Below are 14,900 nucleotides of genomic sequence, written 5' to 3'. Positions count from 1 at the left end.
CGAAGAATTTATCATAGGGGCATGGCCACACCGGGTCTGTGCATCTGCGCGCAATGCCCGGCCAAGCCCTCCGGCGGTGGGCCGGAGGGCAGGGGGATCATGCGGGGGCATGCAGCAGGCCGGACTGCGCGACGTCGGGGATAGCGGCGCGCGGGCCTGCGGGCAGATTGGCCGGTCTACACGACAGTCACATGACAGGGGTGTGACATTGCCCGTCGATGCGGGCGTTAGGAAACCGCCTGTTGAGCTGGGCGTGGGGAGATCATCCAGTCTGCCGGGCAGGCGGGCAGGCTCGCCCACCTTGCTGGGCGCGACAGAAATCGCACCGGCATGTCGGGCTGGCACACGCCGCCCGGCCCAAACCGGGACGCGCAATGCGAAACGCCCGCGCAGGGTGGGCGCGGGCGTCGGGGTCTGTCTCAGGGCGCGGTGGCCGGAGTCAGCGCACCATGCCGACGATGTCGTAGGTGCGTTGCAGGATCGGCTCCGCAATCGCGTTTGCCCGCTCCGCCCCGCGGCGCAGGATCGCGTCGATTTCGGACGTGTCCTGCATCAGCCGGGCCATTTCGGTCGAGATCGGCGCAAGCTTTGCCACCGCCAGATCGGCCAGCAGCGGCTTGAATTCCGAAAACGGCTTACCACCCTGTTCGGCCATGACCTCGGCCACGGTCTGATCGGTCAGCGCGGCGTAGATATTGACCAAGTTGCGCGCCTCGGGGCGCTCGGCCAACCCATCGGGGCCTTCGGGCAGGGGCTCGGGATCGGTCTTGGCCTTGCGGATCTTCTTGGCGATGGTGTCGGCATCGTCGGTCAGGTTGATGCGGCTCATATCCGATGGATCGGATTTTGACATCTTCTTGGACCCGTCGCGCAGGCTCATCACCCGCGTGGCGGCGCCCTCGATCACCGGCTCCGGGACGGGGAAGAAATCCGTGCCGAAGTCGTTGTTGAACTTGATCGCGATGTCGCGGGTCAGTTCCAGATGCTGCTTCTGGTCCTCGCCCACCGGGACGTGGGTGGCGTGATATACCAAGATGTCGGCAGCCATCAGCGCGGGATAGGCGAACAGCCCCAGCGAGGCGTTTTCGGCGTTCTTGCCTGCCTTGTCCTTCCACTGGGTCATGCGCTTCATCCAGCCCATGCGGGCGACGCAGTTGAACACCCAGGCGAGTTGCGCGTGCGCGGCGACCTGACTTTGATTGAACAGGATCGATTTTTCCGGATCCACGCCGGAGGCGATGAACCCGGCGCACAGTTCCCGCGTGGCGCGGGTCAGATTGGCGGGATCCTGCCACACGGTGATCGCGTGCATGTCGACCATGCAATACAGCGTCTCGATCCCGCGGTCCTGCGCGTCGGCGAACCGTTTCAGCGCGCCCAGATAGTTGCCCAGCGTCAGCCCGCCCGAAGGCTGGATACCCGAGAACACCCGCGGCGTGGCGCCTGTGGTGGGAACGGTCTGGTGGGGGGAGGGGGCCTGTTGATCCGACATCGCGGCGCTCCGACTGGAATTCCTGTGCAGGCTCGCTTATCCCCGGCCCGTAGTCGCGTCAACCGACGCTGCGCCAACCTGCCGCCGGGCGCATTGATCCGGCACCCACGAAAAGGGCCCGTTCATGTCCGATCACACCTCTCCGTTCAATGCCATTCCGCCGGTCGTTCTGCTGCTGACGGCAGGGCTTGCACTGCCGGAACTGCTGTTCTGGGCATCGAAATCGGGGCTGGTTCCGGGCGCGCGAGGCGGCGATGACATGCGGCTTTTCGCGTTGCAGCGCTTTGCGTTTTCGGGGGAGTTGATGGACCGGATGCGCGCTGCGGGGCAGTATCCGTTCGCGGGCATGATCCGGCTGATCAGCTACCCGTTCGTGCATGCAAGCTTCACCCAGATGGTGTTTGCGGCGGTGTTCGTGCTGGCGCTGGGAAAGATGGTGGGCGAGGTGTTTTCGCAGATGGCCGTCGCGGTGATTTTCTTTGCCTCCGCCATTTGCGGCGCGCTGATCTATACCCTGCTGCTGGACGATCCGCGCCCGCTGATCGGCGGATTCCCGGCGGCCTACGGGCTGATCGGGGCGTATACCTTCATCCTGTGGGTGGGCTATGGCGCCGTGGGGCAGAACCAGTATCGGGCGTTTTCGCTGATCGGGTTTTTGCTGGCGATCCAACTGGTGTTCGGGCTGCTGTTTGGCGGGGGCAATGACTGGGTGGCGGAACTGGGCGGCTTCGTCACCGGGCTGATCCTGTCCATCCCGCTAAGCCCGCACGGCACCCGCCGTCTGCTGGAGGCGCTGCGCCGCCGCTGACGGCGCGCGCGGCTGCGAATTTCTCCCGCCGGAGGCATCCTGCGGCGGGAGCGCATCCATCACAGTTTCAGTGCCAGCCCTTCGAGCATGTCGAGACATTGCGACATCTGGCTGAGCGAGACGTATTCATCGGGCTTATGCGCCTGCTCGATGGAGCCGGGCCCGCAGATCACCGCGTCCATGCCCATCGATTGAAACAACCCCGCCTCGGTGCAGAATGCGACGGTTTCGGCGGAATTCGCGCCCGTCAGCGCAAAGACCAGATCGCGGGCGGCGTTGTCGTCCATCGGCTCCAGCCCCGCGACCTCCCCCACCACTTCGGACAGGATGCCCGCGCCGGGATGGGTGCGCTTCATCTCGGCGTCGAGGCGGGGGACCAAATCGGCCAGCGCATCCACCACGAGATCGCGGTCGGATTGCTGCACGGGGCGCATTTCCCATTCCACCACCGCTTTGCCGGGGATGATGTTATGCGCGGCACCGCCATGCAGAACGCCGATATTGACGGTGCTCCACGGCGGATCGAACCGGCTGTCGGCGGGCGCGCGGCCGCGCAATTCCTCGCGCAGTCCCAGCAGGCGCGACACATAGCGCGTCGCGTATTCCACCGCGCTTACGCCTTTGTCGGGGGCGGAGCCGTGACCCTCCAGCCCGGTGAAGCGGGCGCAGCATTCGTAGATGCCCTTATGGCCTTCGATCACCTTCATCATGGTCGGCTCGCCGATGATGGCGATGTCGGGGCGATGCGGGCGGGTGCGCAGGATCTCGACCAGATGCGCGGCGCCAATGCAGCCGACCTCTTCGTCATAGGTGAAGGCGAAATGCACCGGGCGCGCGTCGGGGCGGTCGCCGATTGCCGCGGCGAAATGCGGGGCCATCGCGACGCAGGCGGCGATGAAGCCCTTCATGTCGCAGGCCCCTCGCCCATAGAGTAAACCGTCCGCTTCGCGCATCTCGAACGGGTCGGTCGTCCAGTCCTGATCGGCCACGGGGACCACATCGGAATGGCCCGACAGCACAATCCCGCCGGGGCGGTCAGGCCCGATCGTGGCCCATAGATTGGCTTTGCGCCCGTCCGGGCTTTCGAGGATTTCACACCGCGCGCCGCTGGCCTCCAGATGACCGGCGAGCCATGCGATGAGATCGCTGTTGCTGTCGCTCGACACCGAAGGAAAGGCGATCAGCCGGGACAGGATGCGCTGTGTCTCGGCCAATGCGGGATGCGCGGTGGCGGAGGGATCAGTTGCGGTCGGGGCCGTTGTCTCGGGCATCGGGGAAGGCTCCTCAGTCCTTGACGAAAATCTTGCGCGGGATCTTGCAGAAGGTTTCAGCCGGGCCGGCATGGCGGATCAGGATGCTTTCGGTGATCTCCAGCCCCCAATCCTCCATCCAGATACCGGGCATGAAGTGGAATGTCATGCCGGGTTGCAGGATGGTCTCGTCCTCGGGGCGCAGGGAAATCGTGCGCTCCCCCCAGTCCGGCGGGTAGCTCAGGCCGACGGGATAGCCGCAGCGCGCGCCCCGGTCGATGCCCGCACGGTCCATCGCATCGCCCAGCGCGTTGGCGATGTCGCAGGCGCGGTTGCCGGGGCGCGCGGCGGCAAGCCCGGCCTCCAGCCCCTCGATCAGCGCAGCCTCGGCGCGCTCCAGAAACGCGGGCGGCTTGCCCAGAAACACGGTGCGCGACAGCGGCGCGTGATAGCGGCGATAGCAGCCCGACAGTTCAAAAAACGTGGCCTCGCCCGTTTTCATCACATCGCCATTCCACGTTAGGTGCGGCGCGGCGGCATCGGTGCCCGAGGGCAGCAAAGGCACGATGGCGGGATAGTCGCCCCAATCGTCGCCCACGCCGCGGATTGCCTCGGCGGTGATTTCGGCGGCAAGGTCATTTTTGCGCATGCCCGGCTCGGCCCGTTCCAGCGCGAAATTCTGGATCTTCTGGGTGATGGCGGCGGCCTTGCGCATGAAGGCGATTTCTTCCATCGATTTCACCGTGCGCTGCCAGTTCACCAGCGCGGTGGCATCGACGATCTCCGCCTGCGGCAGTTCGGTGAGCAGCGTGGTGTAGGCCTTGGCGGAGAAGTAGTAATTTTCCATCTCCACCCCGATGCGGGCGTTCTCATAGCCCATCATCTTCAGCCGTCGCGCCAGATGCTGCATCGGGTGGCGTTCGGTCGATTGAACGTAGTTGTCGGGATAGCCGGAGATGGCCGTGCGCTCCAGATCGACGGTGCGCACCGCGCCGTTTGTGTCTTGGTTGCGGCCCCACCAGACAGGTGTGCCCTCCAGCGGCAAAATGACCGCCTGATGAACATAGAACGACCAGCCGTCATAGCCCGTCAGCCACGCTTGGTTCGAGGGGTCGGTGGCAATGAGCACGTCGATGCCGCGCGCCTCCATCGCGACGCGCGTCTTATGCAGGCGGCGGTCATATTCTGCGCTGGAGAAGGGCGGGACACTGTTCGACATCTGGACCTCTTGCCGGGTTTTGGGCGGGCGCGGGGCTGCGGGCCGGGCTGGCACCGGCGCAGAGGGGCGCGTTTGCCGAGGCAACCGCAAATCCCGTGTGATGACAAACGGAAAACGTCCCGCCCGTCCGGGTTTTTGCCTCTTTTGCGGGCAGTGCCCGTTTTGCGTGCGCGGGCACCCGGCAGAACAGCCCGCGCGTCGGGCTGCTTGACCGGGGCAGGGGCGGCGGCTACGCCCGCCTGGGGTGGGCCTGTGCCGCACCCCGCCTGCCTGTGTTGCCCGGAGCCTGCCTGATGATCCGCCTCGACGATCGTGACCTCGCCATCCTGCGCGTGCTGTCCCGCGAGGGCCGGATCACCAAGACCGAACTGGCGGAGCGTATCGGCCTGTCGCCGACCCCCTGCTGGGACCGGCTGAAGAAGCTGGAGAAGGCCGGGCTGATCGCGGGCTACCGTGCCGAGATCGATCTGCGGCAATTGGGGCCCTCGGTCACCGTCTTTGTGGCCTGCGAACTGGCCGGGCACACGGCGGCGCGGATGCGGCAATTCGAGGCGGCGGTGCAGGGCTATGACGAGATCACCGCCTGCTGGGCGCTGGGCGGGGGGTATGACTATCTGATGCAGGTCGTGACCCGCGACATCGACGCCTATCAGCGGCTGATCGATGAATTGCTGGACGCGCAGGTCGGGCTGGAGCGGTATTTCACCTATATCGTGACAAAGCCTGTGAAATCCGCCGGTGCGCCCCCCTTTGACGCCTTGCTGGGCGGCTAGGGCTGCGGCCTTCGGGCAGGATCGTTTCGACAGGCCAAAACGACTGCACGGTGCGGAACAGGCAGAGGATTCTTCTGGCGCAGCGGTGCAAAACGGTCTCGCTCTCTGGCGGCGCGGGCGCATCGTGGTGGGGACAGCTCAAGGAGACCGCTATGATCCCCGATGCCCGCCCCGCCCCGGCCTTTACGCTCGAAGACAAACGTTTGATGCGCCATTTCAGCTATGTCGGCGGCAAATGGGTCGGCGGCGAAGCGCATTTCGCCGTGACCGATCCCGCGACCGGGCATGTGGTGGGTGAGGTTGCGCGGTTGGACGGCTCCGGCGCCACCGCTGCCGTCGACGCGGCGCAGGCGGCGTTTCCGGTGTGGTCGGGGATGTTGCCGCAGGAGCGCTCCGCCATTCTGCGCCGGTGGTTCGAATTGATGCAGCAGCATAAGGAAGACCTGTCGCGCATCATGACCGCCGAGCAGGGTAAGCCGCTGTCGGAAAGCCGGGGTGAGATCGACTATGCCGCCTCCTTCGTCGAATTCTACGCCGAGGAGGCCAAGCGCCCGAATATCGAAGGCGTCACCAGCCATCTGCCTGATGCGGAGGTGGAGCTGTGGCGCGAGCCGGTCGGTGTGGCGGCGCTGGTCACCCCGTGGAATTTTCCCGCCGCAATGCTGACGCGCAAGGCCGGCGCGGCGTTGGCGGCGGGCTGCACCGTGGTCGCGCACCCTTCGGCAGAGACGCCGTTTTCTGCGCTGGCGCTGGCCGAACTGGCCGAGCGGGCGGGCCTGCCTGCGGGCGTGTTCAACGTGGTCACCGGCCACGCGCCCGAGATCGTGGAGCCGTGGACCGAAGATCCCCGCGTGCGGCTTTTGTCCTTTACCGGCTCGACCGAGGTGGGGCGGCTGCTCTACCGGCAATCGGCGGCGACGGTAAAAACGCTGGTGATGGAACTGGGCGGACATGCCCCGCTCATCGTGTTTGACGGGGCCGATCTGGACCGCGCCGTGACCGAGGCGATCAAGGCGAAATTCGCCACTTCCGGGCAGGACTGCCTCGCCGCGAACCGGATCTATGTGCAGCGCGATGTCTATGACGCGTTTTGCGCGCGGTTTGCGAAGGCGACGCAGGCGCTGTCGGTGGGTGCGGGCTTTGACGATCCTGATATCGGCCCGCTGATGAATGAACGCGCCGTGGCCAAGCAGGAAGAGCAGGTGGCCGACGCGCTGGCCCGCGGCGCGCGGCTGCTTTGCGGGGGCGAGCGTCTGGCGCAGGGGCCGCTGTTCTACGCGCCGACGGTGCTGGCCGATGTGCCCGACGATGCGCTGATCTTCCGCGAGGAGACCTTCGGCCCCGTCGCCGCCATCGCGCCCTTTGATACCGAGGAGGAGGTCATCGCCCGCGCCAATGACACCGAATACGGTCTGGTCGCCTATCTGCACGCCGCCGATCCGCGCCGCATCTACCGAGTGGCGCGCGCGCTGCAATTCGGCATGGTGGCGGTGAACCGCACCAAGGTGACCGGCGCGCCGATCCCCTTTGGCGGCACCAAGCAATCGGGTCTGGGGCGCGAAGGCGCCCGGCTCGGCATGGAGCCGTTCACCGAGGTCAAATATGTCTGTCGCGACTGGGGCTGACCCCGGCCTGCGCCCAATGTCTGAAAAAGAAGGAGCATTCGATGCTGACCAACGACCAGCTTGACCAGTGGGACCGGGAGAACTTCTTTCACCCCTCCACCCATCTCGCCCAGCATGCCCGCGGCGAAAGCCCGAACCGCATCATCACCGGCGCGTCGGGCAGCCATATCGAGGATCGCGACGGCACCCGCCTGCTCGACGGGTTTGCCGGGCTTTACTGCGTGAATGTGGGCTATGGCCGTCCCGAGATCGCCGAGGCAATTGCGGCTCAGGCCAAGGAACTGGCCTATTACCATTCCTATGCGGGCCACGGCACCGAGGCGTCGATCACGCTGGCGAAAATGGTTCTGGATCGCGCGCCGGACGGCATGAGCAAGGTGTATTTCGGGCTTGGCGGCTCGGACGCGAACGAAACCAACGTCAAGCTGATCTGGTATTACAACAACATCCTTGGCCGTCCCGAAAAGAAGAAGATCATCAGCCGCTGGCGCGGCTATCACGGCTCGGGTCTGATGACCGGCTCGCTCACCGGGCTGGAGCTGTTCCACAAGAAATTCGATCTGCCGCTGGCGCAGGTGGTCCATACCGAGGCGCCCTATTACTACCGCCGTCCCGATGCCGCGATGAGCGAAGCGCAGTTCACCGCGCATTGCGTGGCCGAGTTGGAAGCGCTGATCGAGCGCGAAGGCCCCGACACCATCGCCGCCTTCATCGGCGAGCCGGTTCTGGGCACCGGCGGCATCGTGCCCCCGCCCGAAGGCTACTGGGCTGCCATTCAGGACGTGCTGAACAAGCATGACATCCTGCTGGTCGCGGATGAGGTCGTCACCGGCTTCGGGCGCACCGGCTCGATGTTTGGCTCGCAGCATTATGGGATCAAGCCGGACCTCATCACCATCGCCAAGGGTCTGACTTCGGCCTATGCGCCGCTGTCGGGCTCGATCGTGGGCGACAAGATGTGGAAGGTGCTGGAGCAGGGCACCGATGAAAACGGCCCCATCGGCCACGGCTGGACCTATTCCGCCCATCCCATCGGCGCGGCGGCAGGCATCGCCAATCTGGAGCTGCTGGACAAGCTGAACCTCATCGACAACGCAGCCAAGGTCGGCGCGCATCTCAACACCAAGATGGCCGAGGCGCTGGGCGATCACGTCCATGTCGGCGAGGTCCGCGGCGAAGGTATGCTCTGCGCCGTGGAATTCGTGAAGGACCGCGACAGCCGCACGTTCTTTGATGCCGATCAGAAGATTGGCTACCAGATCGCGGGTGAGTTGCTGAAGCGCGGCGTGATTGGCCGGGCGATGCCGCAGGGCGATATTCTGGGCTTTGCGCCGCCATTCTGCCTGACCGAGGCCGAGGCCGAAGAAATCGCGGGCAAGATGGCGGAATCGGTCAAGGCCGTGTTCGGCTGACGGTGATCCGCGCGACGAAATGATAACGCGGGCGCAGCAATGCGTCCGCGTTTTCGCGTTTTACCGGCCCGTGCGGCGGCAGACGACGCCCACCGTGCGCAGCAGCAGCACCAGATCGGCACGCAGGCTCAGCGCGCTGGCATAGCGTTGATCGAACCCCGCGCGCGCGGCAAAATCCGTGCCGCCCCGGCCCTCCACCTGCCAAAGCCCGGTCAAACCGGGGCGCTGGGCCAGATAGGCACGGGCGCGATCGGGACCGCTGGCGGTGAGGTAGGCTTGCAATTGGTCGGGGGTGAAGGGGCGCGGGCCGACGAGGCTCATCTCGCCGCGCAGCACGCACCACAATTGCGGCAGTTCATCCAGCGAGGTGGCCCGCAGCCAGCGGCCCGTCTGGGTGATGCGGGGATCATCGCAGAGTTTCTGGCTTCTGTCCCATTCCCGGGCGCGGGCGGGGTCGTGGGCCAGCATCCTGCGCAGGGCGGCCTCCGCATCGGGGCGCATGGTGCGCAGTTTCCAGCAGACGAACGGATGGCCGTCGCGGCCAATGCGGACCTGCCGGTAAAACCCGCCGCCGCCATCGCGCCGCACCCAAAGCCACAACAGCATCAGCAGCGGCATCACGACCGGAATTGCGGCCAATGTCAGGAGGATATCGAGCCAGCGTTTGGCGTAGCGAGGATAGATCCTGCGGAACTGGCGTGTGGTGGGCAGGCGATGAGCCGCCCGAAGCGATGGATGCCGGTCGGGCGGTGGCGGGGCAAGAAACAGGTCAGTCATGGTGCCTCTGGCAGCCGGACCCTCCGGCCATGGCCCCTGCACACTCACCCCGCACCGACCCTGAGCCGCAACCGGCGGCCTGCCTAGCCCCCGGCAGCCGTGTTTGCGCGCAGACTGCGCCGCGAGGGCAGAAAGTGGTTAATGCGGCGATAACTTTATTTAAATGCGGGATAACTTTCCGGACCAATTAACCAATGGGTAAGACTTCCGGAGGTCGTGGCCTGCGTGCGGGGAGGCGCAGACGAATCGCGCTTGCGCCTCGCGCACATGCGATGTGCGTTGCGGCACGGTGGTGGGCCTGTCCGTGGCGGGCCGGGTGCCCTAGGTTCACGCGTAACTGACGGAGGCACGCATGGAAGTCGGACTTTTCACCTTTGGCGATGTCGGCACCGATCCGGTGAGCGGAGCGAAGGTCGATGCGCAGACGCGGCTCACCAATCTGATGGAGGAGATCGAGCTGGCCGATCAGGTCGGGCTCGATGTCTTTGGGCTGGGCGAGCATCATCGCCCGAACTATGCGATCAGCACGCCAAGCGTGACACTGGCCGGGGCCGCCCGCACGACTAAGAACATTAAACTTAGCTCGGCTGTGTCGGTGCTCAGCTCCGACGATCCGGTGCGGGTGTTTCAGCAATTCGCGACGCTCGACAACCTCACGCAGGGGCGGGCGGAGTTGATGGTGGGGCGCGGCAGCTTCATCGAAAGCTTCCCGCTGTTTGGCTACGATCTCAACGACTACAATGAACTGTTCGACGAGAAGCTGCAGATGCTGCTGGAGATCAACGCCGGCGAGAAGCTGCGGTGGAAGGGCGGCCAGTTCACCCAGAAGGTCAATAACCTCGGCATCTACCCACGGCCCGTGCATGGCAAACTGCCGATCTGGATCGCGGCGGGTGGCACACCAGACAGCATGATGCGCGCCGGGGTTTTGGGGCAGCCGCTGGCATTGGCGATCATCGGCGGCGAGCCGCGCCGGTTCAAACCGTTGGCCGATCTCTACCGCCGCGCGGCGGAGCAGGCGGGCAATAGCGACCGGGCGCGGGTGTCGCTCAACGTGCATGGCTTCGTCGGGCGGGACCGCAAGGCCGCCGCCGATCTGTTTTACCCGGCGCAGAAACAGGTGATGGATCAGATCGGGCGCGAACGTGGCTGGGGGCCGCAGAGCCGTGCGCAGTTCGACGCGGCCATGGGCCCCGAAGGTGCGATGTTCGTAGGCTCGCCTGCCGAAATCACGGATAAGATACTGGGCCTGCGCGAAGATCTGGGCTTTGACCGGGTGGCGATCCAGATGGCTATCGGCATCCTGCCCCATGCCGAAATGCTCAAGGCGATCGAATTGCTGGGCACCGAAGTGGCCCCGGCCCTGCGTAAGGCCGGATAGCCCGCCGACCCCAAATGATGCGGGGGTCCGACGGGGTTGCCTGTGTGCCCCCCACGGGCCGCGCGGCTGCGCAGCGAAGTCACACTGCCACAAATTCCCGCGTGTCCTGCGGCGCTGCATGATTGGCGGAATGGCCTGCGGGTGCTAGCCTGCCTGCAATCGATGAGAAACGACAGCAGCAGGACGAGCAGGCGGATGGCAACGGGCTGGGACGGCACGTTCCTTGTCCCGTGGTCCGACATCGTGATCGACGGCCTTCCCGGCACTGGCCCGGAGGAGATGCGCGTCGGTTCCACATGGCGGCGCAGCGGGCAGCAGGGCACGACACACACGGGCGGCGCACTAGGTGCGGCGACGGGTGCCGTGCGGCTGGACGGCCCGGCCGAAGTGGCGATCCTGCGCAACGCGCTGGGGCAGGCCGACCTGCATCGTCGCGCGGCGCGGAAGGTGCGTCGCATGGCGCGCGATCCCGGGTTCGACCCCGCCCGCGCCACGGCACCGCTGATCCTGAGCGCCGAGATGCGCGTGCCGGCGGGCGATGACCCAGGCAGCGAGGATGATCCGCTTCTCGATACGTGGTTCACCCTGACCGATGGCTGCGGGCTGTGGCGCGGGATGCTGGTGCCCTATCGTCCGCGCAAACCCCTGATCCTGTTCTGTGGTGCGCTGCCGCCTGCGGGGGTGGAATTGCATGTCGTGCGCCTGTCGCCGCATTTGACCGCCAGCGCAGGCTTGCCCGCGCCGCGCCCGCGTCCGGTGATCTGTTTTACCCCCGGCACCCGCATCGCGACCCCGCGCGGCCCGATGCCGGTGGAATTGCTGCGCGCTGGCGATCTTGTCAGCACCCGCGACGATGGTCCGCAACCCTTGGTCTGGACCGGACAGCGGCGGTTGTCGGGGGCGGCCCTGCATGCGACGCCCGCGCTGCGCCCGATCCGGCTGCGCGCGAATGCGCTGGGCACCGGGCGGCCCGACGGGGATCTGCTGGTCTCCCCCGGCCACCGGATGCTGATCCGGGGCGACGCCGCCCGCGATCTGTTCGGCGAGGCGGAGGTGCTGGTCCGCGCCGGTGATCTGCTCGACCAGCCCGGCATCGCCCGCGATCTGCACCTGCGCGAGGTCTGCTACATCCACCTGATGTTCGAGCGCCACCAGATCGTTCTGGCCAACGGCATGGAAAGTGAAAGTTTCCACCCCGGCGAGGCGGGGCAGGGCGATCTGACCCGAGATGACCGGCTGCGCATGGCCCGCGCGCTGCCGCGTCTGCGCGACAGTATGACCCTGACAGGGCAGGCGGTGTCGGGCTATGGCCCTGCTGCGCGCCGGATGTTGAACCGGGCCGAAGCCGCGATACTGGCCCATGGATTGCCCCCCGCCCGCCTGCGCCACGCGCGGCGCGCCTAAAGGACACCACGATGGCACGGATCGACAGTATCGCGGCGCTCGAGGCGCTGTATCCCCCGGCAAGCGAGAATTCCCTGCGTAAGGTCGCTCACAGCCTGACGCCCACCTATCGGGCGTGGATCGCGGCATCGCGGTTTTGCCTTGTCTCCACGGTCGGGCCGGAGGGCACCGATTGCAGCCCGCGCGGCGACCGGGGCCCCGTCGTGCAGATGCGCGGCGACCGGACGCTGCTGCTGCCCGATTGGCCCGGCAACAACCGCATCGACAGCCTGCGCAACATCGTGCGCGATCCGCGCGTCTCGCTGCTGTTCATGGTGCCCGGCGCGCAGACCGTGGTGCGGGTGAACGGCACGGCGGAAATCAGCACCGATGCCGATGACCTTGCCCCGTTTGCCGATGGGCCGCGCCTGCCGCGCAGTGCGGTGGTGATCACGCTGGACGAGGTCTATGTCCAATGCTCCAAGGCCGTGATCCGCGCCGGTCTGTGGCGGGGCGAGGACGACAGCGCTCAGGTGCCGACATTGGGCGAGATGATCGCCGAGGCATCGGACGGCGCCGTGGAGGCAGGCCGCTTCGACGCCGAATTTCCCGACCGCGCCGCACGGACATTGTGGTAAACCGACACCGCAACGGCACCTTTCAGTGATCCACCCGCGCGGGGCCCGCGTATCGTCGCGACCCAGCCAAGGAAGGTGACCCCGTGCCATTTGAATTTCCCACCGCCCGCCGTATCGCAGTGATCGGGGGCGGAATTTCGGGGCTCGCGGCGGCCTATGAACTGGCGCCCACCTCCCGTGTCACGCTGATCGAGGCCGCGCCCCGGCTGGGCGGACACGCGCGCACCGTGATGGCCGGGCCAGAGAAATCGGTGCCCGTCGATACCGGGTTTATCGTTTTCAACACGCCTAACTATCCGAACCTGACGCGGATGTTCGCCGAACTGGATGTGCCGGTGAAGGCGTCCGACATGAGCTTCGCCGCCTCCATCGGCAATGGGCGGCTGGAATACGGGCTGCGTTCGCTTGGGACGCTGACGGCGCAGAAATCCAACCTTGCTCGCCCGGCTTATTGGCGAATGGTCAGGGATATCTTGCGGTTCAACCGCGGGGCAGTGGCGGCGGCCCAAGATCCGGATCTGAGCCTTGGTGCATTTCTCGACCGGATGCAGTTGGGCGAGTGGTTCCGCCGCTACTATCTGCTGCCGATTTCCGGCGCGATCTGGTCCTCCACCCCCGAACAGATGAATGACTTTCCAGCGCGCTCGCTGGTGGAGTTTTTCCGCAACCATGCCTTGCTGTCGCCGCGCACGCATCAGTGGCAGACGGTGGATGGTGGCTCGATCGAATATGTCCGTCGCATCGCGGCGGCAATCACCGCGCAGGGCGGCGAGATCCGCACCGGCGCGCCCGTCCGCTCCGTCCGCCGCGAGGCCGAAGGCGTGTCGATCCGGCTGGAGGGCGGGACGTGGGAAACCTTTGATGAGGTCGTCTTTGCCTGCCACAGCGATGACGCGCTGGCGCTGCTGGAGACGCCAAGCGCGGATGAGCGCGCGATCCTCGGCGCGATCCGCTATCAGCCCAACCGCGCGGTGCTGCACAGCGATGCCCGCCAGATGCCGCGGCGCCGTGCCTGCTGGGCGTCATGGGTGTTCCTGTCGCCCGAGGATCGGCCCGCGCCGCAGATCGGGCTGACCTACTGGATGAATTCGCTGCAAGGCATCCCTGATACGCTGCCGTTGTTTTTGTCGTTGAACCCTACGACGCCGATCGATCCCGCGCTGATCGAGGATGAATGCGAATTCCGGCATCCGGTTTTCGACGGTCCCGCGATCCGCGCGCAGCGGCGGTTGGGGGATATTCAGGGCGTGAACCGGTCATGGTTCTGCGGCGCATGGGCGAAATGGGGCTTTCACGAAGATGGCTATGCCAGCGCGATGACGGTGGTGAAGGCGTTGCAGGAGAAGGTCGGATGAAGCCGGAGCTGATCCGGGCCAAGACCTGGCACAAAAGGATCGGCGGTCCGGCAAACGCGTTTACCTATAGTGTCGATTATGTCCTGCTGGAGCCTGAGGCGCCAAGCGCGCTGCCGTGGCTCTTTGCTGTGAACGGGCGCAATCTAACCTCCGTGCGGGACCGCGACCACGGGGGACCGCGCGGGCAGGGGCAGGGGGTGGATTGGGCGCGGGCGGCGTTGCGGGGGCGCGGCCATCCCGATCTGGCACGGATGCAGATGCTGCTTCTGGCGCAGCCTCGGCTGGCCGGGTTCCTGTTTGATCCCGTCAGTTTTTGGCTTTGCGTAGATGGCGAAGGCGCGCTGCGGGCTGTGATCGCCGAGGTCAACAACACCTTCGGCGACCGCCACAGTTATCTGTGTGTGCATGCCGATGGCCGACCGATCCGCCCCGAAGATGAGTTGACCGCCGCCAAGGTTTTTCATGTGTCGCCGTTCCAAGACATCGCCGGGGGCTACACGTTCCGCTTTCGTCTGTCGGAGGGGGCGGTGGCCGTGCATATCCGCCACGAACGCGACACGCCCGACGGCCCGCGCGGCCTGATCGCCACGCTGGGCGGGCCGCGTGTGCCGCTGACCTCGCCGCGCATTCTGGGCTCCGCGCTGCGGCGCCCCTTTGGGTCATTGCGGGTGCTGGCGCTGATCTACGGCCAAGCGCTGAAACTACGGCTGAAGGGGGCGCGTTACCGCCCCCGACCCGAGCCGCCGCAGCGCGAACTGACATAACCGTAATCGGGCCATGCTGATCC

General features: G+C 66.2%; 13 protein-coding genes. 9 read left to right on the top strand and 4 right to left on the bottom strand.

The features are described from left to right. Nucleotides 1–439: 439 nt before the first annotated feature. Entirely contained in the window at nt 440–1,492 is a 1,053-nt protein-coding gene (trpS, locus tag CBW24_RS12550; RefSeq protein ID WP_088663604.1) for a tryptophan--tRNA ligase, read from the bottom strand. A 124-nt stretch (nt 1,493–1,616) separates the two neighbouring features. Here trpS and CBW24_RS12545 point away from each other — a divergent pair, with 124 nt between their 5' ends. Then, nucleotides 1,617–2,300: a rhomboid family intramembrane serine protease gene (locus CBW24_RS12545; RefSeq protein WP_088663605.1), complete on the top strand. Its 684-nt coding sequence runs from the start codon at nt 1,617–1,619 to the stop codon at nt 2,298–2,300. Between the two features lie 59 nt (nt 2,301–2,359). Here the strand turns inward: CBW24_RS12545 and argE are convergent, their stop codons facing one another. Beyond that, nucleotides 2,360–3,571: an acetylornithine deacetylase gene (argE, locus tag CBW24_RS12540; RefSeq protein ID WP_097373792.1), complete on the bottom strand. Its 1,212-nt coding sequence runs from the start codon at nt 3,569–3,571 to the stop codon at nt 2,360–2,362. Between the two features lie 13 nt (nt 3,572–3,584). Continuing rightward, entirely contained in the window at nt 3,585–4,769 is a 1,185-nt protein-coding gene (locus CBW24_RS12535) for a M24 family metallopeptidase (RefSeq protein ID WP_088663607.1), read from the bottom strand. Between the two features lie 296 nt (nt 4,770–5,065). Between CBW24_RS12535 and CBW24_RS12530 the strand changes: the two genes are divergently transcribed. The 3 genes from CBW24_RS12530 to CBW24_RS12520 all read left to right on the top strand — a co-directional run bounded on the left by CBW24_RS12530 (nt 5,066) and on the right by CBW24_RS12520 (nt 8,579). After that, nucleotides 5,066–5,542: an Lrp/AsnC family transcriptional regulator gene (locus tag CBW24_RS12530; RefSeq protein WP_088663695.1), complete on the top strand. Its 477-nt coding sequence runs from the start codon at nt 5,066–5,068 to the stop codon at nt 5,540–5,542. Nucleotides 5,543–5,694: 152 nt separating this feature from the next. Continuing rightward, entirely contained in the window at nt 5,695–7,167 is a 1,473-nt protein-coding gene (locus CBW24_RS12525; RefSeq protein ID WP_097373791.1) for an NAD-dependent succinate-semialdehyde dehydrogenase, read from the top strand. A 41-nt stretch (nt 7,168–7,208) separates the two neighbouring features. Continuing rightward, complete coding sequence (locus CBW24_RS12520; RefSeq protein ID WP_097373790.1) at nt 7,209–8,579, top strand: aspartate aminotransferase family protein; 1,371 nt, start codon at nt 7,209–7,211, stop codon at nt 8,577–8,579. Nucleotides 8,580–8,639: 60 nt separating this feature from the next. Here the strand turns inward: CBW24_RS12520 and CBW24_RS12515 are convergent, their stop codons facing one another. Beyond that, nucleotides 8,640–9,356 (bottom strand): sugar transferase, encoded by a 717-nt coding sequence (locus CBW24_RS12515; RefSeq protein ID WP_097373789.1) that lies wholly within the window; start codon nt 9,354–9,356, stop codon nt 8,640–8,642. Nucleotides 9,357–9,708: 352 nt separating this feature from the next. Here CBW24_RS12515 and CBW24_RS12510 point away from each other — a divergent pair, with 352 nt between their 5' ends. From CBW24_RS12510 to CBW24_RS12490, 5 genes are all read left to right on the top strand, one after another. Next, on the top strand, nt 9,709–10,737 hold the full coding sequence (locus CBW24_RS12510) for an Atu2307/SP_0267 family LLM class monooxygenase (RefSeq protein ID WP_097373788.1): 1,029 nt from the start codon (nt 9,709–9,711) through the stop codon (nt 10,735–10,737). Nucleotides 10,738–10,932: 195 nt separating this feature from the next. Then, entirely contained in the window at nt 10,933–12,141 is a 1,209-nt protein-coding gene (locus CBW24_RS12505) for a Hint domain-containing protein (protein WP_097373787.1), read from the top strand. Nucleotides 12,142–12,152: 11 nt separating this feature from the next. Then, on the top strand, nt 12,153–12,758 hold the full coding sequence (locus CBW24_RS12500; RefSeq protein ID WP_097373786.1) for a pyridoxamine 5'-phosphate oxidase family protein: 606 nt from the start codon (nt 12,153–12,155) through the stop codon (nt 12,756–12,758). An 83-nt stretch (nt 12,759–12,841) separates the two neighbouring features. Next, nucleotides 12,842–14,113, top strand: coding sequence for an NAD(P)/FAD-dependent oxidoreductase (locus CBW24_RS12495; protein ID WP_097373785.1), 1,272 nt, complete (start codon nt 12,842–12,844; stop codon nt 14,111–14,113). Then, nucleotides 14,110–14,877: a DUF1365 domain-containing protein gene (locus CBW24_RS12490; RefSeq protein WP_097373784.1), complete on the top strand. Its 768-nt coding sequence runs from the start codon at nt 14,110–14,112 to the stop codon at nt 14,875–14,877. The genes CBW24_RS12495 and CBW24_RS12490 overlap by 4 nt, the downstream gene beginning before the upstream one ends. The last annotated feature ends 23 nt before the right edge of the window (nt 14,878–14,900 follow it).

This window comes from Pacificitalea manganoxidans, assembly GCF_002504165.1.
Lineage (GTDB): Bacteria > Pseudomonadota > Alphaproteobacteria > Rhodobacterales > Rhodobacteraceae > Pacificitalea > Pacificitalea manganoxidans.
This window is presented reverse-complemented; position numbering and strand designations above follow the sequence as displayed.

Excerpts from the sequence above, each read along its gene's own strand:
- CBW24_RS12520 (WP_097373790.1), top strand. The coding sequence starts at position 7,209 with ATGCTGACCAACGACCAGCTTGACCAGTGGGACCGGGAGAACTTCTTT.
- argE (WP_097373792.1), bottom strand. The coding sequence starts at position 3,571 with ATGCCCGAGACAACGGCCCCGACCGCAACTGATCCCTCCGCCACCGCG.
- CBW24_RS12525 (WP_097373791.1), top strand. The coding sequence starts at position 5,695 with ATGATCCCCGATGCCCGCCCCGCCCCGGCCTTTACGCTCGAAGACAAA.
- CBW24_RS12510 (WP_097373788.1), top strand. The coding sequence starts at position 9,709 with ATGGAAGTCGGACTTTTCACCTTTGGCGATGTCGGCACCGATCCGGTG.
- CBW24_RS12500 (WP_097373786.1), top strand. The coding sequence starts at position 12,153 with ATGGCACGGATCGACAGTATCGCGGCGCTCGAGGCGCTGTATCCCCCG.
- CBW24_RS12545 (WP_088663605.1), top strand. The coding sequence starts at position 1,617 with ATGTCCGATCACACCTCTCCGTTCAATGCCATTCCGCCGGTCGTTCTG.
- CBW24_RS12515 (WP_097373789.1), bottom strand. The coding sequence starts at position 9,356 with ATGACTGACCTGTTTCTTGCCCCGCCACCGCCCGACCGGCATCCATCG.
- CBW24_RS12535 (WP_088663607.1), bottom strand. The coding sequence starts at position 4,769 with ATGTCGAACAGTGTCCCGCCCTTCTCCAGCGCAGAATATGACCGCCGC.
- CBW24_RS12490 (WP_097373784.1), top strand. The coding sequence starts at position 14,110 with ATGAAGCCGGAGCTGATCCGGGCCAAGACCTGGCACAAAAGGATCGGC.
- CBW24_RS12505 (WP_097373787.1), top strand. The coding sequence starts at position 10,933 with ATGGCAACGGGCTGGGACGGCACGTTCCTTGTCCCGTGGTCCGACATC.
- trpS (WP_088663604.1), bottom strand. The coding sequence starts at position 1,492 with ATGTCGGATCAACAGGCCCCCTCCCCCCACCAGACCGTTCCCACCACA.